Annotated in this window: 19 protein-coding genes, 2 tRNA genes and 1 pseudogene; 2 read left to right on the forward strand and 20 right to left on the reverse strand. The window is 64.2% G+C overall.

Annotated elements, in window-relative coordinates; all coding sequences use genetic code 11:
* Positions 1-123 precede the first annotated feature (123 nt).
* Both IVB07_RS19890 and lipA read right to left on the reverse strand, forming a co-directional pair.
* Complete coding sequence (locus tag IVB07_RS19890) at positions 124-594, reverse strand: type II toxin-antitoxin system RatA family toxin (RefSeq protein ID WP_018457820.1); 471 nt, start codon at positions 592-594, stop codon at positions 124-126.
* Positions 595-600: 6 nt separating this feature from the next.
* Positions 601-1,557, reverse strand: a complete 957-nt coding sequence (gene lipA, locus IVB07_RS19895) for a lipoyl synthase (RefSeq protein ID WP_018457819.1) — start codon at positions 1,555-1,557, stop codon at positions 601-603.
* Between the two features lie 130 nt (positions 1,558-1,687).
* Between lipA and IVB07_RS19900 the strand changes: the two genes are divergently transcribed.
* Positions 1,688-2,290: a DNA-3-methyladenine glycosylase gene (locus IVB07_RS19900; protein WP_018457818.1), complete on the forward strand. Its 603-nt coding sequence runs from the start codon at positions 1,688-1,690 to the stop codon at positions 2,288-2,290.
* Between the two features lie 2 nt (positions 2,291-2,292).
* On the opposite strand, the gene IVB07_RS19905 is transcribed toward IVB07_RS19900, so the two are convergent.
* The 13 genes and pseudogenes from IVB07_RS19905 to IVB07_RS40685 form a co-directional block, all read right to left on the reverse strand.
* Positions 2,293-5,169 (reverse strand): valine--tRNA ligase, encoded by a 2,877-nt coding sequence (locus tag IVB07_RS19905; RefSeq protein WP_085349819.1) that lies wholly within the window; start codon positions 5,167-5,169, stop codon positions 2,293-2,295.
* Positions 5,170-5,310: 141 nt separating this feature from the next.
* The gene (locus IVB07_RS19910) at positions 5,311-6,084 is read right to left on the reverse strand and encodes a DUF2497 domain-containing protein (RefSeq protein ID WP_026233447.1); all 774 of its coding nucleotides are present in this window, start codon (positions 6,082-6,084) and stop codon (positions 5,311-5,313) included.
* Between the two features lie 306 nt (positions 6,085-6,390).
* The gene (locus IVB07_RS19915; RefSeq protein WP_018457815.1) at positions 6,391-7,782 is read right to left on the reverse strand and encodes a TolC family outer membrane protein; all 1,392 of its coding nucleotides are present in this window, start codon (positions 7,780-7,782) and stop codon (positions 6,391-6,393) included.
* Between the two features lie 203 nt (positions 7,783-7,985).
* Positions 7,986-8,648 carry a protein-L-isoaspartate O-methyltransferase gene (locus tag IVB07_RS19920; RefSeq protein WP_018457814.1) on the reverse strand — a complete coding sequence of 221 codons (663 nt, stop codon included), beginning with the start codon at positions 8,646-8,648 and terminating at the stop codon, positions 7,986-7,988.
* Between the two features lie 136 nt (positions 8,649-8,784).
* The gene (locus tag IVB07_RS19925; protein WP_026233446.1) at positions 8,785-8,964 is read right to left on the reverse strand and encodes a hypothetical protein; all 180 of its coding nucleotides are present in this window, start codon (positions 8,962-8,964) and stop codon (positions 8,785-8,787) included.
* Positions 8,965-9,140: 176 nt separating this feature from the next.
* Positions 9,141-9,215 (reverse strand) — tRNA-Asn (locus IVB07_RS19930).
* Between the two features lie 134 nt (positions 9,216-9,349).
* Positions 9,350-9,718 (reverse strand): hypothetical protein, encoded by a 369-nt coding sequence (locus IVB07_RS19935; RefSeq protein ID WP_018457812.1) that lies wholly within the window; start codon positions 9,716-9,718, stop codon positions 9,350-9,352.
* A 974-nt stretch (positions 9,719-10,692) separates the two neighbouring features.
* Complete coding sequence (locus tag IVB07_RS19940; protein ID WP_026233445.1) at positions 10,693-11,076, reverse strand: RidA family protein; 384 nt, start codon at positions 11,074-11,076, stop codon at positions 10,693-10,695.
* Positions 11,077-11,092: 16 nt separating this feature from the next.
* Positions 11,093-13,426: an acetamidase/formamidase family protein gene (locus tag IVB07_RS19945; RefSeq protein WP_018457810.1), complete on the reverse strand. Its 2,334-nt coding sequence runs from the start codon at positions 13,424-13,426 to the stop codon at positions 11,093-11,095.
* A gap of 259 nt (positions 13,427-13,685) precedes the next feature.
* Positions 13,686-14,927 (reverse strand): acetamidase/formamidase family protein, encoded by a 1,242-nt coding sequence (locus IVB07_RS19950; RefSeq protein WP_018457809.1) that lies wholly within the window; start codon positions 14,925-14,927, stop codon positions 13,686-13,688.
* A gap of 49 nt (positions 14,928-14,976) precedes the next feature.
* Positions 14,977-16,599, reverse strand: a complete 1,623-nt coding sequence (locus IVB07_RS19955; RefSeq protein ID WP_018457808.1) for an amino acid ABC transporter permease/ATP-binding protein — start codon at positions 16,597-16,599, stop codon at positions 14,977-14,979.
* Positions 16,599-17,516: an ABC transporter substrate-binding protein gene (locus IVB07_RS19960; protein ID WP_026233444.1), complete on the reverse strand. Its 918-nt coding sequence runs from the start codon at positions 17,514-17,516 to the stop codon at positions 16,599-16,601. The genes IVB07_RS19955 and IVB07_RS19960 overlap by 1 nt, the downstream gene beginning before the upstream one ends.
* 432 nt (positions 17,517-17,948) lie before the next feature.
* Positions 17,949-18,211 (reverse strand): annotated as a pseudogene (locus IVB07_RS40685) (hypothetical protein).
* Positions 18,212-18,467: 256 nt separating this feature from the next.
* Between IVB07_RS40685 and IVB07_RS19965 the strand changes: the two are divergent.
* Positions 18,468-18,680 (forward strand): hypothetical protein, encoded by a 213-nt coding sequence (locus tag IVB07_RS19965; RefSeq protein WP_018457805.1) that lies wholly within the window; start codon positions 18,468-18,470, stop codon positions 18,678-18,680.
* A gap of 87 nt (positions 18,681-18,767) precedes the next feature.
* Here the strand turns inward: IVB07_RS19965 and IVB07_RS19970 are convergent, their stop codons facing one another.
* The 5 genes from IVB07_RS19970 to IVB07_RS19990 form a co-directional block, all read right to left on the reverse strand.
* Entirely contained in the window at positions 18,768-18,914 is a 147-nt protein-coding gene (locus IVB07_RS19970; RefSeq protein ID WP_018457804.1) for a hypothetical protein, read from the reverse strand.
* 181 nt (positions 18,915-19,095) lie between these two features.
* Positions 19,096-19,169: transfer RNA gene (locus IVB07_RS19975), tRNA-Cys, on the reverse strand.
* A 58-nt stretch (positions 19,170-19,227) separates the two neighbouring features.
* Positions 19,228-19,980 carry an ABC transporter ATP-binding protein gene (locus tag IVB07_RS19980; protein ID WP_018457803.1) on the reverse strand — a complete coding sequence of 251 codons (753 nt, stop codon included), beginning with the start codon at positions 19,978-19,980 and terminating at the stop codon, positions 19,228-19,230.
* 10 nt (positions 19,981-19,990) lie between these two features.
* Positions 19,991-20,707 carry an ABC transporter permease gene (locus IVB07_RS19985; RefSeq protein WP_085385242.1) on the reverse strand — a complete coding sequence of 239 codons (717 nt, stop codon included), beginning with the start codon at positions 20,705-20,707 and terminating at the stop codon, positions 19,991-19,993.
* A 197-nt stretch (positions 20,708-20,904) separates the two neighbouring features.
* On the reverse strand, positions 20,905-21,639 hold the full coding sequence (locus IVB07_RS19990; RefSeq protein WP_018457801.1) for a tRNA-uridine aminocarboxypropyltransferase: 735 nt from the start codon (positions 21,637-21,639) through the stop codon (positions 20,905-20,907).
* Positions 21,640-21,670: the final 31 nt, after the last annotated feature.

Consider the following 21,670-nt stretch of genomic DNA (forward strand, 5'->3'; position numbering starts at 1 on the left):
TTCCCCATCGTCATTGCGAGCGCAGCGAAGCAATCCAGAGTCTCTCCGCAGAGGGATTCTGGATTGCTTCGTCGCAAGGGCTCTTCGCAATGAAGGAGGAGAGAGCGTGCCCGTCCGCAACCACTACGACGACACCAGCTTCCGCCGTCCGTAGATCGCATCCGCCCGCTTCTCGAAGGCGATGGAAAATCGCGCGAACGCGGCGTCGAACATCGAGCCCATCAGGAGCGCCAGCATGCGGCTCTTGAACTCGTAGGCAAGGAAGAAGCCGACATCGCAAACGCTCTCGCCTTTGGGCTCGAACGTCCAACGGTTTTCCAGATTGCTGAAGGGACCTTGCAGATATTCGACCAGGATCTTCAAATTGGCGCGGTCGAGCGTCACGCGGCTGGTGAAGGATTCCCTGACCAGCTTGAACGACACCGTCATGTCCGCGACCAGCACCTCGGTGCCGTCGGGTTTCGCCATGCGCTGACGGACCTTCAGCGCACTGCACAGCGGCACGAATTCCGGGTAGCGCTCGACGTCAGCGACCAGATCAAACATCTCGGACGCGCTGTGATCGACACGACGCTTGCTCGAAAAATTGGGCATGGCGATTCAGCGGGCGCTTGCTGCCCGCGCGGCCTTCAGTTTCGCAAAATCCTCGCCGGCATGATGCGACGAACGGGTGAGCGGGGTCGCAGACACCATCAGGAAACCCTTGGTGTAGGCGACCTTCTCGTAGGACGAAAACTCGTCCGGCGGCACGTAGCGCATCACGGCGTGATGCTTGCGGGTCGGCTGGAGATATTGCCCGATGGTCAGGAAATCGACGTCGGCGGAACGCAGATCGTCCATCACCTGCTGCACCTCGTGGCGCTCCTCGCCGAGGCCGACCATGATGCCGGACTTGGTGAAGATGGTGGGATCGAGCTCCTTGACCCGCTGCAACAGCCGGATCGAATGGAAATAGCGCGCGCCCGGCCGCACCGTGAGATAGCACGACGGCACGGTCTCGAGATTGTGGTTGAACACGTCGGGCTTCGCCGCGACGACGACCTCCAGCGCCCCCTCCTTGCGCAGGAAGTCGGGCGTCAGGATCTCGATCGTGGTCGAGGGGCACGCGGCGCGGATCGCGCGGATGGTCTGGGCGAAATGCTCGGCGCCGCCGTCAGTGAGATCGTCGCGGTCCACGGAGGTGATGACGACATGGGCAAGGCCGAGCTTGGCCACAGCCTCGCCGACGTTCTGCGGCTCGGCCGCGTCAAGTGCATTCGGCATGCCGGTCTTGACGTTGCAGAAGGCACAGGCGCGGGTGCAGGTGTCGCCCATGATCATGAAGGTCGCGTGCTTCTTGTCCCAGCACTCGCCGATATTCGGGCAGCCCGCCTCCTCGCACACCGTATGCAGGCCGTTGGCGCGCACGATGTTGCGCGTGTCGGCATAGCCGCGGGTGTTGGGCGCGCGTACGCGGATCCAGTCCGGCTTCGGCGGCGAAGCGGAATCGGGCCGGTTCACCTTTTCGGGGTGACGTGGGCGCAGCGGGTTCGAGATGGTATCGACGATAACGACCATGGGGTGTCCGGTCTGACCAAGTCCTACCTAGTCGGTCTGGCCGGGCATCGCAACCCGGCTCGCACCGCTTCAGGGAACATGGCAGATATGGGCAATATCCTGCTCTGTTCTCTGGCGATTCTCACCTCGAATGGCTCCAGTCTCGAAGACCTCTACTCCTCGGCTCGGCAAAGCCCTGAAGCCTACCTTTTTCGCGCGCAGCGTCCACGAGGTCGCGCCCGATCTGATCGGTGCGACCATGCTGGTCAACGGCGTTGGCGGGATCATCGTCGAGGTCGAGGCCTATCATCATACCGAGCCGGCGGCGCACTCCTACAATGGCCCGACGCCGCGGAACCAGGTGATGTTCGGCCCGCCCGGCTTTGCCTATGTCTACCGCTCCTACGGCATCCACTGGTGTGTGAACTTCGTCTGCGAGGAAGAAGGCTCGGCCAGCGCCGTGCTGATCCGCGCGCTGGAGCCGACCCACGGAATCGCCGCGATGCGGCGGCGCCGCCATCTCCAGGATTTGCACACGTTGTGCTCGGGCCCGGGCAAGCTGACCGAAGCGCTCGGCATCACCATCGCGCACAATGCCTTGCCGCTCGACCGTCCGCCGATCGCGCTGCATGCGCGGACGGAGGACTTCGAGGTGGCGGCCGGCATCCGGATCGGCATCACCAAGGCGGTCGAGCTGCCCTGGCGCTATGGTGTCAGGGGCTCGAAATTCCTCAGCAAGCCGTTTCCGAAATAAGCTTACGACGCCTGCTTGAGCCGCTCCAGCGCCTCGAGCAGCTTGGCCTTGCGGGCGAGCGCGGCCTCGCGCTTCTCGCGCTCCTCCTCGACGACCTCCTCGGCCGCGTTGGCCACGAATTTCTCGTTGGCCAGTTTGGACTCGGCACGCTTGATGTCGGCGTCGGCCTTCCCGATCTCCTTGTCCAGACGCGTGCGCTCGGCGACGACGTCAATCACGCCCTTCAGCGGCAGCGCGGCCACCTCGCCGCGCACCAGGAGCTGGACCGCGCCGTCGGGCGCACGGTCGGCGAAGGAGATGTCCGACAGCCGCGCCATGCGCTTGATGACGTCGCTCCAGCGCGGCGCGCGCTCCTTCGTCTCGGCCGAGGCGCCTGCGAGCACCAGCGCCGTGAGGGTCGCCGGCGGGATGTTCATCTCGGCGCGCACCGAACGGATCTGCGTGACAAGGTCAATGACCCAGCCGATCTCGGCCTCGGCCGCGGGATCGGTGAAGTCGGCATGGTCGAAGATCGGCAGCACCCAAACCGGCGAGACGAGCGCGTCGGTCGGCCCCGTCGTCGCCGCGAGCATCGCAAGCTGCTCCGGCGTCGGCCCGGCCGGCTTCAGCGGCCACGGTGCCAGCGCGAGCAGACCGTCGCGCTTGGCCGTCACCTCCCACAGCTCCTCGGTGATGAAGGGCATGAAGGGGTGCAGCAGTTTCAGGATCTCGTCGCGCGCCCATGCCACCATGGCGCGGGTCTCGGCCTTGGCAGGGCTGTCGGGGCCGAGTAGCACGGGTTTTGCGAGCTCGAGATACCAGTCGCAATAGACGTTCCACACGAAGCGGTAGATGCTGCCGGCGGCGTCATTGAAGCGATAGGCCTCGATCGCCTCGGTCACCTCGCGCGTGGTGTGCGCACTCTCATGTGCGATCCAGCGGTTCAGCGTCTCTTTGACCTTCGCCGGCTCGAAGCCTTCGGGCACGGCGCAATGGTTCATCTCCGCAAAGCGCGACGCATTCCAGAGCTTGGTCGCGAAATTGCGATAGCCCTCGACACGGCTGGTGGCGAGCTTGATGTCGCGCCCCTGCGCGGCCATCGCGGCCAGCGTGAAGCGCAGCGCGTCCGCACCATATTGGTCGATCAGGCTGAGCGGATCGATGACGTTGCCCTTCGACTTCGACATCTTGGCGCCCTTCTCGTCGCGGACGAGGGCGTGGATGTAGATCGTCGAGAACGGCACCTCCTTCATGAAGTGCAGCCCCATCATCATCATGCGGGCGACCCAGAAGAAGATGATGTCGAAGCCCGTCACCAGTGCGTTGGTCGGGTAGTAGCGCTGCACTTCCGGCGCGTCTGCGGGCCAGCCGAGGGTCGAGAATGGCCACAGCGCCGAGGAGAACCAGGTGTCGAGCACGTCCTCGTCGCGCGTGATGAAGCCGTCCCGCTTGTTGCGGTCGAGCGCCATCTCGCGGCCCTGCTCGACCGTGATGACTTCCTGCTCGACGTAATAGCCGAGGGCGTGGCTGACGGCCTCCTCCTCGGTCTCGGCGACGAACACCTTGCCATCAGGACCGTACCAGGCCGGGATCTGGTGGCCCCACCAGAGCTGGCGCGAGATGCACCAGGGCTGGATGTTCTCCATCCACTCGAAATAGGTTTTTTCCCAGTTCTTTGGCACGAAGGTGGTTTCGCCCGAACGCACGGCGGCCATCGCGGGCTTCGCCAGCGTCTTGGCGTCGACATACCATTGGTCGGTCAGATAGGGCTCGATCACCGTGCCGGAGCGGTCGCCATGCGGCACCATGTGGGTGTGAGGTTCGATCCGCTCGACGAAACCGAACGATTCCAGTCGCTCGACGATGCGCTTGCGCGCTGCAAAGCGATCGAGCTTGTTGAACTCCTCGGCGAACTGCGAGGCACCTTCCGGCAGGTCGCGCAGATAATCCTCGTTGTCGAGGAGATCGAGGCAACCTTCCTTGTCGATGACGCTGATTCGGGCGAGGCCGTGGCGATTGCCGACCTCGAAATCGTTGAAGTCGTGCGCCGGCGTCACCTTGACCGCGCCCGAGCCCTTCTCCGGATCGGAATAATCGTCGGCGACGATCTGGATCTTGCGGCCGACCAGCGGCAGGATCACGTTCTTGCCGACCAGCTTCTGATAGCGCTCGTCGTCGGGATGCACGGCCACCCCGGTATCGCCGAGCATGGTCTCCGGGCGCGTGGTGGCAACGACGATGAAGCTCGAGGGATCCTCGGGGCTGAAGATCTTGCCCTCGATCGGATAGCGCAGGTACCAGAGGCTACCCTTGACCTCGGTCTGCTGCACTTCGAGATCGGAGATCGCGGTGAGCAGCTTGGTGTCCCAGTTCACCAGCCGCTTGTCCTTGTAGATCAGGCCGTCGCGGTGCAGCTCGACGAACACCTTGACCACGGCCTTGGACAGGCCCTCGTCCATGGTGAAGCGTTCGCGCGACCAGTCGCAGGAGGCGCCGAGCCGCTTGAGTTGGTTGATGATGGTGTCGCCGCTCTCGGCCTTCCACTGCCAGACCCGCTCCAGAAACTTCTCGCGGCCCATCTCGCGACGGCTGGGCTGCTGGCGCTCCATCAGCTGCCGCTCCACCACCATCTGGGTGGCGATGCCGGCATGGTCGGTGCCGGGCTGCCACAGCACGTCGCGACCGCGCATGCGCTCGAACCGGCACAGGATGTCCTGGAGCGTGTTGTTGAGGGCGTGGCCCATGTGCAGCGAGCCCGTCACGTTCGGCGGCGGGATCACGATGGTAAAGGGCACAGCGTCGCGGCGGTCTGGGCGGCCGGCCTTGAAGGCAAGGCTGTCCTCCCACACGACGGACATGCGGGCTTCGATATCGGCGGGCTGGTAATTTTTCTCGATCATGGCGCTGTTAGAAAGCCGCGCACGGGGTCCAAGTCAACGGACAAGTCAACGGAAAGCCAGGCGGCAACAGGGCTTTCCGGTCCGGTCGGGAAACAGAATATTACCCACAAGCAGGGCTTTATGAGGGCTCTGCGGCCCGATCTACCTGCCGCCGCGCGATACCCGCTCGATTTCGGCCTTCACGATGCGTTCGACCAGGCCCGGCAAATTGTCGTCCAGCCAGGATTTCAGCATCGGACGCAGCATCTCCTTGACCAGATCCTCCAGAGTTCGCGCATTGCTGCTGAGCACCGTGTGGGCCAGGGAATTGAAGGCGGATTCGACCGCGGAGACCGTCGATTGCGCCAGCATCGGCTGTTGGGGCGGCAGCGGCGGCGCATCGAAGTCGACGGGCGCATAGGATGCCGGCGTCGGACGCGGCGCCGGCGATTCGGCGAATTCGAGATCGTCGCGCGGCTCGACCTTGCGGAAGCTCGGCGGCGGCGGAGGCGGCGTCGGCTCCATCGCCAGCGCCATATCGTCGGTCAATTCCAGCACGTCGGGCTCAGGTTCGGGCTCCGGCTCGGGAGCACGGATTTCCGGCGCGGGCGTGGCTGCGTCGAGCCCCGCCAGCAGCGCGTCGATATCGTCCTGATTGTTGGATGCATCCACCTCGGGTGCGGCGGCCGGCGGCGCTGCCGGCTTTGCGGCCGGAGCCGGTGCCGGCTTTTCGGCGGCCGGTTTGGGCGGCGCGACCTTGGATGGCGGAATATCGTTGATCACCTGCGGCTTCGGTGACGCGGCGGGGGCGGCAGCTTTCTCGGGCTTAGCGGCATCCGCCGGCGGCGGCTTGGCCTCATCGTCGGCAATGATGCGCCGGATCGAGGCCAGAATCTCCTCCATCGAGGGTTCTGTGACCTTTGCAGGCTGCGTCATCTCCGACTCCACATCATCAACGCCCTCGCATGCGTTGTTTTACACCAAGCACGACAGGATTGGCCGGTTCCGGATGGGTGGCCCGACATTTTCGTCACGGCAGCCCGACTTGTCCCCAGATGACAGCTCAACGTGCAGCGGTGCGCCCCTGCCCTCGGCACTCATGCTTTACGCACACGGCATCGGATGCAGAGCGAATCGACCCGCATCCTTCTTGGCAAGGCTATGTCAGGGATTTTGCTGATTGCAAGCAAAGCACCGGTCGGCTTCGGCTATTTGCGAGGCCGACCGGATGATTACGGGACTCTAGCGTCCGTCTGGCGTGCGTACGCCGGCCCAGCTGTCGCGGACCTGATGGTAGTGCACGCTGGGATCGTAGACAGTGGTGTTGAGGCCGAGGACTTGCGGCGCGAGACGACCGACCGCGTTGAGCACCGAATAGGACGCCACCACGCGGTCATGCTGGGCAGTGACGAGCGCCACGCGCGCGTTGACCAGCGCCTGCTGCGCGTTGAGCACGTCCAGCGTGGTGCGCTGGCCGGCCTTGGCTTCCTCGCGCACACCGTTCAGCGCGATCTCGGAGGCCGTAACCTGCGCCTGCGCAGACTGCACCTGCGCCTTGCCGGCTTCCAACTGGCCCCAGGCCTGCACGACGTTGGCGCGGGTCTGATCGCGTGTGGTTTCAAGATTCAGGCGCTGCTGCGCCAAGTTCTCTTTCGATTGGCGGATCAGCGCATATTCAGCGCCGCCCTGATAGATCGGCACCGAGGCGGTCGCGATGGCGGAAGCGGTCGTCGTTCGGAAGACCGTCAGGGTCTGCTGGTACGACTGGGTGATGCCAGCCTGAACCGTGAGGGTCGGCAGCAGCGCGCCTTCGTTGATCTTGACCTGGAGATAATTGACGTCGATGCCGAACATCGATGCCGTGACGTTGGGGTTCTCCACCAGGCTGAGACCGACGGCGGAGGCGAGCGTCCCGGGCAGGAAACGATCGACCGGCGAGCCCGGCGCAAGGTTCGTCGGCTCGTTGCCGATGATCCGGCGGAAATTGGCACGCGTCGTCGTGAGATTCGATTCGGCCGTCAGGGCCTGGGTCCTGCCTGCCGCGAGCTGCGCTTCGGATTGCGCCACGTCCGTGCGCGTCACCTCGCCGACATTGAACCGATCGCGCGTTTGCTTGAGCGTCTGTTCGAGGACGCGCACATTGCTGCGCTGAACTTCGAGTGTGGCGGAGTCACGAAGATAATCCATGTAGCTGGTCGCAGCCTGCAGCAGGACCGTCTGCTCGAGCACACGCAACGCCTCGCGGGATCCCGAGACCTGGCTTTCCGCCACGCGCGTCCTGTTGGCGGTCTGATTGCCGTTATAGAGCGTCTGGTTGATGGTCAGGCTGGCGCTATTGGGCTGAAGGGGCGGGTCGCTATGGATCGGCACAGCCTTCTGCGTCTGCTGAATATCCTGATATTGATAGCCGGTGCTGAGATTGATCCCGACCTTGGGGCGATAGCCCGACAGCGCTTGCGGCACGTTCTCGTCAGTCGAGCGCACCTGGGCGCGCTGCGCGTTGAGCTGCGGATTGTTCTGATAAGCGCGCACCAGCGCAGCCTCGATCGTATCCGCCAAGGCAGGCGTCGGCGCGGCAAGCGCCAGCAGCAGGACCGAAACCGCTGCTCCGGTGAAGAGCTTCACCCCATGCATCCAAAAATTCCGTTCATTCTAACGCCCGGCTCGTGCCCGCGAGCTGGGTTACCGTCTACGAGTGGAGTCGTTGCCCCGCCGCAACATAGGACGCGGTCAAGCGCGACGGAACTACCTGAGGGGTGTTCTCGGTGGAAACTCTTCACGTGCAGCATCCCGGCCACACTTCTGATTCAGAACGGGATTTTAACGGGCCAAAGCCGTCAGAAGACGAAGGCGGCGGCCCGTTCCAGCCCCGGAAGGACCGGGGCTGCGGCATCGAACAGCGCCCGATGGCCGAATTCGCCGTGGGTATGGGTCACGATCATGGCTCGCGGCGGCCTGGATTCGGCCGAGACCCCCACCAGGCGCCCCCCCTCCTTGAGCTGCCCGAGCAGCCCTGCCGGGGTCACCTCGGTGGCGCCGTTGAGGACGATCACATCATAGGGACCTGCGGCGGCATCACCCTCGGTGCAGGCCGCGGCCTTGCAGGCCACGTTGGCCAACCCGAGGGCGGCGAAGGCGTCGTTGGCCTTTGCCGCCAGGCCCGAATCGCATTCCGTCGCGATGACTTTGCGCGCGAGCTTGGCGGTCAGCGCAGCGAGATAGCCCGTGGCGCAGCCGACGACCAGCACGTCGTCATCCTCGCCGATCTCGGCGGCCTGGAGCAGCTTGCCGGTCAGCTGCGGCTTGATCAGGAACCGCTTGGCGCCTCCCTCGCTGACGTCGAGATCGAGGTCGAGATACGCCAATGCCTGCCGGCTGGCGGGCACGAAAGCCTCGCGCGGAACCGTGAGCATGGCGTCGAGAACACGACGGTCGGTGACGTCACTGGTGCGCACCTGGCCATCGACCATTTTTAGGCGCGCCGTCGAGAAAACGGACATTTGCGGACCCTGCAAGGCGGACGATGCCGCGGACGAAAGTTGGCGGCATCTTTGGAACAGGCCCTGCGAAAACGCAACATGGCTTTGGCCCGCAAACCGGGCCCTTCCGCAACTCGCAACGTCGAGGGTGAGCCGCCTATTCGATCGTGACCGCGAGGCGGCCGATCAATGCGGCGACTTCGTCCAGCCGTGCCGAATCGTGGGTCTCGACCGCCCGCGCCAGACAAGCGAGGCATTCGTCGTCGCTGAGTTCGGGGATGTCCGCCGGCAGAATGGAGGGGGCCAGCGGGAAACGGTCGACCTGGATGTCTCGCATGGGAATCAGCTCCATAAAGGACCGGCCTCTGGAAGCTCGATTTCAATTGAGTCGTTTTGGCGTCACCGCGGAGGATGCGGGCTCGCCGCGGTACACATCTAGTTGAGGATCTGCTGCAACGAGATCGCACGCCAGATCAGAGTCTGGGCGCAAGTTGCTGAAAATGAAGCGGAATTTGGCTCCCCGGGCTGGATTCGAACCAGCGACCATCCGATTAACAGTCGGATGCTCTACCGCTGAGCTACCGAGGAAAAGGGCGAACCTGTCGTTCGCGCGCGGCTGCGTATAACAAAGCCGCTTGCGCTTGCAAAGGACGAATTCGCTATGTGGCACATTGCGGCGAGGAAGGGCACGCGGCCCCTCCTCCGCCCGGCCTCAGGTCAAGTTACTCGGCGACGAACGAAGTGGTCTTGGTGCCGGAATCGTAGCGCAGCCGGAGTGCCGTGAACTTGCAGAGGTTGACGTTCTTCCAGAGCACGGTCTCGTCATAGTTCTGCCAGTCAACGCGGACGTTCCAGACGCATCCTTCGTCGTCATCGTCGAACTCGACATAGGTGCTCGCCTGGTTCTGCAAAACCTTGTCCAGCTCGTTGTCCCATTCGTCCATGCCATCGTCCGGGGCGTTGAAGCCCAGGAATTTGATGGCATAGCCGGTCTCGTTGACGACAGTGACGTTGCGGGCGTCAGTCGCGTACGACGGCGCGGCGGCAATCGATAGACCGACCGCGATCAGTGCAGACAGAAAATACTTCATATGAAATTCCCCCGATCGAAACGGGCTTTCGGTGCCTGACGTCGATCGGCGCAGGCGCCGCGGCAACCAATGGCGTTGCCTCGAAGGATTCGTCGGAGGCGCAATCGAAAGGTGCAAGACGCGATCGATCCGCCTCCGGCTCTCTGCACGACGCGAGACGCGCAGCGAGCAATTCTTATCGATTCGAATTCTCCGCAGCAATGAACCGGCATTCATAGATCGCGGGGTTTGTTGTCTCCGGGGCGGGCGCCCGGCACCGCGCGAATATGATTCTTGTCGCAGACACAGCTTCGCGCCCTCGCGGCTTGGCTCGCCCGAGCTTTGCTTTGTTTCGTACACCCTCCTCGTCAGAGGGCGCAGGGAAGACCGGGTGCCGGCTGGCACCCACGGTCCACTGTGCGAAGGTTGCGCTACAAGAGGCTGCACAGCGGCATACAGGTGAAGCCCAACACACGGCCTTCCCTGCGCAGTGGTTTGACGGCTTATGCCGAGCTCTCCCCGGGGAGCGATGCACTATTGCCCCCGTCGCCTTGCGGATGGCTGATGCTGCGTGCCCGGTCGGGCAGCGACATCACCACAAGACTTGACGCACAGACCCCGGGCGTCAGGACGACACGGTTTTGCCGTACGCTAATAGCACCGGTCGTGTGCGCGACGCCTTCGCTCACGGTTGCCCGCCCTGCAAAGCCCTTCGCGCCGATGTGACTAGCGTCCACCGCAGCTCACCCCGCGTTCGTGACGATCGCGATACGCCCCGCTGACAGGGATGAGGTGGCGACTGAATACGCCAAAGTCGAATTTCGGTAAAGTAGAATCTTTTCGCGCGAGCGGATTGACCCGTCGTTTGGGTGTTTTGCCCGTCGGGCAACGCAAGGGCTTGTAGCCCGGAGGGAGCGAAGCGTAATCCGGCACCCTGTATCCGTTAAACGAATCCCGGATTGCGCTTCGCTCCATCCGGGCTACGGATCATCTCCTCACGGCCGGCGGCAGACCAGGTCGATCTCGATCAGCGCGTCGTAGGCAAGCCCGGTGACACCGACGCAGGTGCGGGCCGGCAGGCGGTCGGGCGGAAAGAACGCGCGATATGTCTCGTTCATCGCGGTGTAGTCTTCCTTGAAACGCGTGAGATAGATGCGTGTCATCACGACGTGCTCGAAACCGAGATCGAGGCCCGCCAACACCACCTTCAAATTCTCCATCACCGCCCTCGTCTGCGCCACGATGCCCTCCGGCAGCACGCCCGGGATTTGCGGCGTGTCCGGCATCTGGCCGGTGACAAAGACAAAACCGTCGGTCTCCACCGCGTGGCTGAAGGGCGCGACCGGCTTGGGTCCGCCGCTGATCATGTGGAATTTCACTGGAGTATCCTTCGGTTTAAGGCGCGTCCAGAAACAGGCGCTTGCTGATGATCGCGTGCACGCCCCAATTGCCGTCGACCACCTGCGTGACGCCGAAGTCGACGGCGGCCGACATCAGCGCGATCGCCTCGTCCTCGCTCAACCCCTTCACGTTCATCAGGAAGCGTCGCATCTTGCGAAACGCATCTTTCATGGCGAGATCGAGCGAGGACTTTGCGTAAACCTCGCTCTGGCCCTGAGCGCCGAACTCGGCGAGGTAGTTGGGATGGCTGAATCCGGTCAGGACCCAATCAGATTCGGTTTCGATCAGGGGATAAGAGAGATCGGCGAAGGGTTGGCCGGAGAGGTCGGCCTTCTTGTGCAGGATCACCTCGAAGGTTCCGGTCATCGAGCATTCAATCGCGGTGCCGCTCAATTCGCCGTCGCCTTGCGTGGCATGGGGATCGCCGACCGATAACAATGCGCCGGGAACGGAGACCGGAAGATAGACGGTCGCCCCCTTCCCCAAGCGCCAATTGTCGAGATTGCCGCCGAAATAGGACGGCGGCACGGAGTCGATGAAATCGACCTCGCGCGGCGCCACCGCGATCACGCCGAAATGCGGGCGCAAGGGAATGCGGATGCCGTCGAGCACGGCGTGGCGGCGCTTCACGGTGCCGGGCAAGACCGGAACGCCGGGATAGTCGTAGGTGGCGTGCACCACGCCAAACGGGTCGGTCTGCGGCTCCCAGCGGTAGGAATACAGCGCGCGGGCATGCGGCGCATCGGTATCGTCCAGGATTTCGTAGATCGTCACGACCTCGCGCGGCTTCGGTCCTGAAAGAAATTCGTCGTAATGATAGCCCCACCAGGCCGCGACCGAGGAGCCGAACACGCGCCCTGAATGTTTCGGATGACGACTTGTGCGCGGTACGATGTCGAGGATCCGGACTTCCAGCACGTCGCCGGGCTGGGCGTCCTTCACCGACACGGGCCCCGTGCAGATGTGCACGCCAAAGCCTTCGCCGGCGCCGCGCCCGAATATGCTGGCATCCATCGGACCCGCGCCGCGGCGATCCACGTTCTTCCTCGCCTTGGTCCAACCGAATACACTTTCGGCGGCGGTATCGCCCGCGATCATCAGCTCAGGATCATCGGAGGCATGCTGCGTTAGCGTTTCGATCGTGATCGTATCACCCGAATTGATCTCGAGCTGCGGCTGTAACGCGCGACTGAAATATCCCCAATGAACACGGTGGGCTTCGATCGGAAGATGATGATGCTTGCGTTCGGCCGTTCTCGGCTCGTCGATGTCGGTTCGGGCGAGATTGCCGCGCGCCTCGGCGCTCGCCGGGTGCACGCGAAGCTGCGCCAGCGCATCCTGCGGCCAGCCGCGCTGACCGGCTATCCCCTGCTGGGTCGTCGCCCGCTCCGCTTCCTGCTGGCGAAACTCGCGCGGCGGCAGCCCGAAGCGATGGCGGAAGGCGCGGCTGAAATGCGCGGAATCGCCAAACCCATAGGCGTAGGCGATCTCCGAGATTGAGCGATGCGCCTCGGACGGATTGGACAGATCGGCCCAGGCGCGCTGCAGCCGCCGCTCGCGAACGTAATGAGTAAAGTTGTCGCCGACCGTCTCGAACAGCTTTTGCAGATAGCGCTCGGAAATCCCTTCGGCCTGCGCGACGCGCGCCGGCACCAGTCCGGGATCGTCGAGGCGGCGTTCGATGGTCTGGCAGATCCGGTGCAGGAGTGCCGACTGCGTCGCGCTCGATCCGGCGTCGGACGTCGAAGCCGCCAATTGATGGGCGAGTGTCAGCAGCAGATCGACGAGCGACTGCGTGACCGCATTCCATTCGGCATCGCTCAGCGTGTCGAGCGTGCGCGCGGTCGCGTCCATCAAGCGCGCGAAGACATCGGCAAAGCCGCTGGGCGGAACGACCCTGGGTTCGCCGAGCCGCGGCCTGCCCGAGAGGCGGCCGTGCAGCGCCTCCGAGGTCACCGACAGCACGACGGCGCGCATGTCGCGCTGGAATACGATGCTCCAGTCCCCGCTCCGCGGCAGCAGCACGAGATGGCCCACCGGAACGATGCGATGGCCGGCGGCGCTCTTGAGCACCATGCCGTCCTCGACCGGCATCAGCGCAATCGGCAGGTCTTCGTTGGCCTGCGGACGCGGACCGATGGTCTGGGCGCCGGCCGCCATGCGCGTCAGCGCAACGCCTGCGGCGTGGCGATGTGACGCCGTTGCGTGCCCATCCAGGAAGCAATGGCCTGCCGCCGGCTGCAGGCCGACCGCGGCGAGCACGTCCCGCCAGGCTTCGGGGCGGTCGTCTTGAGCGTAGGACTCGCTCGTGAAAGGACGGAAGCTCATCGGATCGACCCAGATTGCAGTGGATCGAAGCAACCTCTGTGCCAGACGAACGTGGTCATCCGTCGCAGCGAGGGGCCGCAAATGACGGTCTTTTGTCACGTCCTCATCCTGGAAATGAGCTGTTCTTCAAAGTGTTGGAGCGCGATGTCAACGTCGAGCACGATGTGTAGCCTGGATGGAGCGAAGCGTAATCCGGGGGCCTTTTGAGTCCGGCGTGACAAACCCGGATTGCGTTGCGCTCCATCCGGGCTACGGCCCATCAGTCGCACCGAAAGATGTTTTTGCGGATCGTGCCGTGAACTCCCCAATTGGCATCGACCACCTGGGTGACGCCGAAATCGGCGCCGACCGATAGCAGCGAAATCGCCTCGTCCTCGCTCAAACCGTGCACGGTCATCAGGAACCTCCTGAGCTTGCGGAACGCATCGCGCATCGCACGGTCGAGACTCGAGTGGTTGGCAATCTCGGTCTGTGCGTCGGCGCCGAGCGCGGCGAGGTAGTTCGGATAGGTGAAGCCGTAGAACGACCACGCCTGATCGGTCTCCAGCATCGGATGATCGAGACCTTCGAGGCTGGTGCCGGCGAGATCGGCCTTCTTGTGCAGGACGAACTCGAAATCGCCGGTCAGCGAGGTTTCGATCGCGGTGCCGCCAAGCTCGCTGTCGCCTTGCGCGGCGTGGGGATCGCCGACCGAGAAATAGGCGCCGGGGATCGCGACCGGATAGAACATCCGCGCCCCCTTGCCGATGCGCCAGTCGTCGATGTTGCCGCCGGTATAGCTCGGCGGGATCGAGCTGACGAAATCGGCCTCCGACGGCGCGAGCCCCATGGTGCCAAAATGCAGCCGTGCCGGCACCCTGACGCTTGTGAGGATGTTCTCGCGCTTCTTGATGGTGGCGTGATCGACGCGCACGCCGGGATAATCGATGGTCGGATGCACGATGCCGTCGGGGTCGGTCTGGGGCGTCCAGACGTAGTTGTAGACCGCTTTGGCGCAGGGCTCGCCTGACGTGTCGAGCTCGAAGATGGTGACGACCTCGCGCGGCTTCGGCTCCTCGATCAGATCGTGATAGTGAAAGCCCCAATTGGCGGCGATGTTGGAGCCGAAGCAGCGCCCGGCATGACAGGCGCTGCAGCTCGGCCGCGGCCGGATATCGAGGATGCGCACTTCGAGGATGTCGCCGGGTTCGGCGCCTTCGATCGCGACCGGACCGGTGAGGAGATGCACGCCGATCCCCTCGCCTGCTCCGCGGATGAACGGGCCTTCGGTCGGGCCCGAACCGCGCCGCCCGACGGCCTTGTGCTCGCGCGTCCATTGGAACACGCTCTCGGCGCCGGGATCACCCTGGATCATGCGCTCGTAGTCATCATTGGCGTGATGGGTCAGCGTCTCGATGGTGGCGCGATCCCCCGAGCGCAGGGTCAGGGCCGGCGCGACCTTCTTGGAGAAATAGCCCCAGTGGACGGTCTTCGGCGAAACCGGCAGCGTGACATGCTTCATGAGGTGGCCTCTTCTGGAAACGCGGTCTTGAACGGTGTGGGTGCGGCTCTCATCGCACCACCTCCGGAGTTTTGTCGGCTTCCATCACGCTGAGGAAACGCGCGGTCAGCGGATTGCGGGGGTTGGAGAGCACCTCGTGCGCGGGCCCCTCCTCGATGATCGTGCCGCCGCTCAGGAACGCGACGCGGTCGGCGACCTCGTCGGCGAAGCGGATCTGGTGCGTCGAGATGATCATGGTGAGGCCGTCATCGACGGCGAGCCGCCGGATCACCTCCAGCACCTCGCTGACGAGCTCGGGATCGAGCGCCGAGGTCGGCTCGTCCAGGAGCAGCACGCTGGGGTTCGGGGCGAGCGCTCGGGCGATCGCGACGCGCTGCTGCTGGCCGCCGGAGAGATGCCGCGGCAGCGCGTCGGCGCGGTGCGACAGCCCGACCCGCTCGAGCAGCTCGGCGGCGCGGCGATCGGCATCAATGCGGGTCATGCCGTGCACCCAGCGCAAGGGCCCGGCGATGTTCTCCTTGGCCGAGAGATGGGCAAACAAATTGAATTGCTGGAACACCATGCCGACGCCCACGCTTGCCCGCTCATTGGCGATCGCGCGGGGCGGCAGCAGCTTGCCGTCGTCGCCAAAACCGAGGCGGCGGCCGCCGACACGCACCGTGCCTCCGTCCCAGCTTTCGAGATGATTGATGCAGCGGAGCAGCGTGCTCTTGCCGGAGCCGCTGGGCCCGAGCAGCGCGACGACCTCGCCGACGCGTACGGTGAGATCGAGGCCGGCAAGCACCTTTTGCCCGCCGTAGCTCTTGGTGAGGTCCTTGGTCTCGACCGCGATGTTGTTGCGTGAAATCGTCGCCGCGCGCCGGGTGCGTTCCTCGCGGGTCAAGGCCAGCGGTGGCGTGTCGGTGAGCTCAGCCTGTGCAGGCACTTGGACGTCGACGATCGCTGCGGCAAGTTCGAGCTTGGTGGCGAGGTCGACGCGACGCCAGGGCAGGTAATCGGCGAGCCTGCGCTGGCGGCCCTTGGTACGATCGAGATCGAGCAACCATTCGACGAAAAGCTGGATGATGCTGATGGCAAAGGTCAGCACCAGGTATAGCAGGCCCGAGGCGAAGAAGATCGAGAAGAAGTCGAAGGTCGAGGACGCAAGCTGGGTCGAGCGCAGGGTCAGCTCCTGGACCGCGACCACGGAGGCGAGCGACGAATTCTTCAGCGCACTCACGGCCTCGTTGCCGAAGGCCGGGATCATGGTGCGGATCGCCTGGGGCGCGATCACCCGCCACATCAGGATCCGCGGCGTCATGCCGAGCGCCTGGCCGGCCGTCACCTGCCCGCGGTCGACACCGAGCACGCCGGCGCGCAGCATCTCGGCGATGAACGGCGCCTCGTTGCAGGCCAGCGCAAGGCCGGCGGCCAGCACCGCCGGCAGCTTGATCCCGATATGCGGCAACGCGTCGTAGGCGAACACCATTTGCAGGATCAGCGGCGTGCCGCGGAAGATCACGGTGTAGGCCCTGGCGATCGCCGCCAGCAGCCAGAAGCGGGAGAGCTGCATGCCGGCGAGGATCAATCCAAGGATCAATCCGCCGCCGAGCCCGAGGGCAGTCACCTCGAGGGTGAGCTCGATGCCCTCGAGCAGATACGGCATGCTCAGGTAATGGAGGAATAGCGACATCAGTCGGCCGTCAGAATGTCAGGCTCCTTGAAGTTGTTCACGTCGAGCCCATGCTTCTTCAGAAGCTCCATATGCGTGCCGGCCTTCTGCACCTCGATCAGGGCTGCGAGCACGGCGTCGCGGAATTTAGGCTTGTCCTTCGGGACGGCGATGCCGACCGAATACGGGATCGTCACCGCGGTCGCCTTCTCCAGCTTGTCCGGATAGGCCTTCACCGCGCTGTCGACGGTGTTGACGTCGTTGACATAGGTGTCGGCACGACCGGCGAGGATCGCCTGGATGCAGTTGGCGTTGTTGTCGTAGAGCTGGACGGTCGGCTCGGCCTTGCCGGCCTTCTTGCACTCAGGCATCAGCGTCTGGATCAGCGGCACCTCGACATAGCCGGTGTTTTCAGCGGCAGCGGCGCCGCACATCGACATGTTGATGCCGTTGATGCCCTTCGGATTGCCCTTGGCGACCAGCACGCCGTCGAACACTTTCGAATAGGTGATGAAGTCGGCGGCCTTGGCGCGCTCCTTGGTGGCGTAGATGTCGGAAATCACGATGTCGGCTTGTCCCGCGGCCAGCGTCGTCAGGAGCGCCGCGAACGTCACCGGCTTGTAGGTCAACTTGAAGCCGAGGCATTCGCCGATGGCTTCGCCGAGATCGATGTCGAAGCCGATATACTTGCTCGGATCCTTCGGATCGATGGTCTCATAGCCCGGCGTGTGCGGGTTGATGGCGTTGACGAGGGTCTTGCCCTTCCAGTCCGGATATTTGTCCTGGAGCGCGGCGCAGGCCGCAGGCGCCGCAGCCTGCGCGCTCAGGGGCGCGGCTGCCAGCGCGCCGAAAGTGACCGCGGCGCCGAGCGCGGCCTTGTGCCAAGACAGCGATGCACGTGCGTTCCCCCGCGCCTGGGGCAATACGGGTCTCTCCATCTCCAGCTCCTTCGAATTGTCATGGCAATGGCCATGTTCCAGATCGCGGAAGCGAGCCTAGGAGGAGAGCGGACCGGAAAGCTTGTCCGCGGGCGTACAAAAAATTGGATGGAGGGAGCCCGCCATTTGGGCAGGCAGCTGCTCAAAAACTGTTCGTGAATGCGGGACGCTGTAGCGCGCAATTGCGAATTCGGGGAAACCACATGATCTTGCGTGACGCCGCGATCTGCACGATCAGCGAATCATGCGGTGAGGTCATTTGACAGAGATATGACAATCAAAGGACGCATCTGCGGCCGACATCCGAAGCACATCCCCCGCCGTCCCCAGCCTGTCCGCAGCATACCCACAGGTGTATCCACAGGACGACTATGCCGGATTCGCCTGCCCGCGCGAGCCACTTGCTGCGCACAAACCCACAGGGCCGGTATGTCAGCCGCCGGCCTGATCGAACACGATGCGGCAAGCCTCACTCAAGCTTGGCCTGTTACGGCGCAGGCAGGCCGTGATGGCGCGGACGTTGGGGATTTCGCCGGCGCAGAGCCGGTAGACGTCGGGGGTACAGGCCCGGCGCTGCTCGGGTGTTCCCTGCTCGCATGGGCGGCGGAGGCAAACAGCGTCAGGAACAGCCCGACCGTCGAGGCCCGGCGCGCCCGGCTTTTCACGCCCGCAAATCGCAAGAACCGCGCCTTCATGACCAGTCTCCCGTCTGCTTTGCCCGACCGGCCTGTATTGGCCGGTGTGCAAAGGGGTAGGAGAAATAAACAGCGAAAGATGTGACATCCTTCACACTGCGGGCACCCCGGCAGGAACCTAAGTTTCCCAACGCGATTTCATCAATCGCTAACCAATCGGGACCCGATTGGCGGATCGTTAAAATGCGATCGATCGGCTCAACCGGGAAACAAACCGGCTTTGCGATATTGCGCCATCCGCGGTCCGGAGGGTGTGATGAGCGAAGCCGAATTCAACTTGCTGCTGGATGCCGTCCAGGACGCCATGGTCCATGAAGATCTGGCGTTCGTGCCGGGGGAGGATCTCGTGCCGCGCTCGTGGACGTATTACGCGAAGCCCAACGCCTCCGCGAAGCCCAAAGCCGCCAATGACAATGAGGGCGCCTGGCCCTTGGTGCCTTTCCCGGACGGCTGGTACGCGGCCTGCTGAAGCCAATTTCACCGTGAGCCGACGCGCCCGCGCTCCGCGGGCGTTTTGCTATGGCAGCTACGCGGTGAAAATCCCGCGTGATCGCGATCAGGTCTTGACCCGCTCTCCGCCGTCCTGCGGCGCCTGGTCGGGTGCGGCCGGCGGAAAGATGCTGTCATAGATCGCACGGGCCTCGCGGATGAGGCGGGCCCGCTCCAGCTCGGATTTCGGGACAAATCGGACGGTTTCGCTCACGTGCTCTCCAGCGCTCGATCGTTGGGATGCATCACTTCGCAGATGCGAAGACTATGCCAGCGGGCTGAATGGCGGGTTTCCGCCGGGCCCCGGGCAAACCCGGTGCCAGCACGCATCGCCCGCGCGGGCCGATGGCAGCCGCGATACGATCGAATATTGCTGAAATATCAGGAGGTTGAGATGGAGGCCACGTCGGGACTCGAACCCGAGTAAACGGTTTTGCAGACCGGCGCGTAACCACTCCGCCACGTGGCCCCAACGAGGGCGGAGCAATATAGGGGATCACAGGTTTAGGCAACCCCGACCGGACCAGCTACGCCTTCGCGCCGCCGAGATATTGGCCGAGAATTTCATCGGTCGCGCCGGCGGCCACAATCCACCCCTCCTCCAGCAGGATCGCGCGGTTGCAGGTGCTCTTGATCAACTCGATGTCGTGCGAGGCGAGCACCAGAATGCCGGCGCGTACAACGATCTCGTCGAGCCGCTGCCGCGCCTTCTTGCGGAACTGCTGGTCGCCGACGCCGATCCATTCGTCGAGCAGCACGATCTCGCCCTCGACGGCGGTTGCGACTGCAAAGATCAGGCGCAGCATCATGCCGCTGGAATAGGTGCGCAGCGGCAGGTCGAGCCGGTCGCCCAGTTCGGTGAATGCGGCGATCTCCCCCCGCTTGGCGTCGATCTCGGAGCGCCGTGCGCCGATCACGAGGCCACGCCGCATGATGTTCTCGTAGCCGGTCGCTTCCTCGTCGAATCCGGCCGAGAGATCGAACAGCGGCAGACAGCGGCCCAGCACGTCCACGCTGCCCGACGTCGGATGGTAGATGCCGGCGAGCACCCGCAGCAGCGTGGTCTTGCCGGCGCCATTGGCGCCGATGATGGCGACGCGATCGCCGGCACGGATGTCGAGGTTGACGTCATTCAACGCGGAGACGATGTGCGGGGTCGCCGTGGTCCGCCGCAGTGTCATCGCGTTGACGAACCGGCTGCGCAGCGAGCGGTCGCGGAACGACAGCACCGGAAACCTTACCGAGACGTTGCGAAGCGCGATATGAGCTGCGGGGGTCATATCTCGTGCCTCACAGCCAATACGCCACACGATGGCGGTATTTCGCGTAGCAGCCGAGGCCGATGACGGCCACGACGGTCGCATAGATGACCCCGAGGAGCCATTGCTCCGCATCGGTCGACTGCGACAGTAGCGGCCTGCGCACCAGATCGAGCAGCGTCGCGAACGGATTGGCGCGGATCAGCCAATAAAACGCGGTGCCGCGCGCGCTGTCTTCGGTCCAGATGATCGGCGTCAGGAAGAAGACGAATTGCAGGCCGCTGACGATCGCCGAGCCGATGTCACGAAACCGCGCGCAGAGCATACCGAGCGCGACCGAGCCACCCAGCAGCACAGTGAGCAGGATCGCGAAGCCCGGTACCGCGAGCAGCATGCTCCCATGCAGCGGCCACGGCATCAGGAGATAGAGCAGGACGACGATCACCAGATGATGCGCGAAGATGAGGACGTTGCGCGCCATCATCTGGAGCACGTGCACGATCAGCGGCGCCGGCACCGCCTTGATCAAATGGCCTGATGCCACGAAGATGTGGGAACCTTCCTGGAGCGTCGTCGCGATCAGCGTCCAGACGATCAGGCCGACGGCAAAGTGCGGCAGAAAGCTCGTGATGTCCTGTCTGAACAGTGCCGCATAGACCGTGCCGACGCTGGCAATGGTCGCCGCGAGCGTCAGTGTGATCCAGAGCGGGCCGATCACGGTACGCCGATAGCGCAGCGAAACGTCCATCAGGGCAAGCGTGCCCCAACGATCGAACCGCGCCGCCTGGGCAAGGATCTCCTTGGCTGCAAGCTGAATGCGACGGCCCCTTCGTTTCCGGCGTTCCGATCGTGCGAGAGCATAGCAGATAGCGGCCTATTGGCCGACGGTCTCTATCCGCCCGCCTCTCGCGGGACAATCGGCCGTACGGATGATCCGGACCGGAGTCAGGCTCGCTTGACCCGCCGGACACCGCGCCGGCGGTCCTTCACCGGCGGCTTTGGCGCCAATTCGGGCATCTCGGTCTGGACCTCGCGGTAGCGGGTTAACATCCGTTCAAAGCTGGCATTCAGCGTCTCGGCGATGTCCGGGCGCTTCTCCAGAGCGGAGAGGATCGTCGCCGCAGCCTCGATGGTCGACAGTCCGTCCTTCCGAGGCTCCTTGCGCAGGCGCCCGTACCGCGATGGGGTGGTCGGGTTCAGGATGACGCGCTGGCATTTCAGCATCCACGGGTTGCGCCACCACAGGGCCTTGGCTTGGCTCCAGGTGCCGTCGAGCAGCACCACACCTTCGAGCTTGCCGAGGCGCGCGCGCTGGTTGTCCGCGACCTCGCTCTTGCGGTTGAGAGCCAGGATTTCGCCCTCGGCCTCGAGATCGGTGGCGTGCGCCGAGCCGAGATAGAGCACCGCCCAGTGCGAGGCGTTCTCGATGGGTTGCCCCAGCGCTTTCGACAGGCTCGGCCAGGACAGGCCGACCCGCAGCGTGGCACCGGCGAAATGCTTCGCAAGCAGCCGCGCAGTGCCGAGCGCCCTGTCCTGCTCCTGCGGATGCTGAAGGATCAGGAGCGAGAGCCGGTTCTTGATGGGCGTGACGCTGTCGCAGATGCACAACGGCATCGGCTTCTGGCAGTGCGGGCATTCGGGGATCGGATCGGCCGGCGCGGCGGCGGTGGGGTTCGACATAGTCGCCGCTATACGCTCTGCACGGCGGTTC

The organism is Bradyrhizobium sp. 172 (assembly GCF_023101065.1).
GTDB lineage: Bacteria > Pseudomonadota > Alphaproteobacteria > Rhizobiales > Xanthobacteraceae > Bradyrhizobium > Bradyrhizobium canariense_D.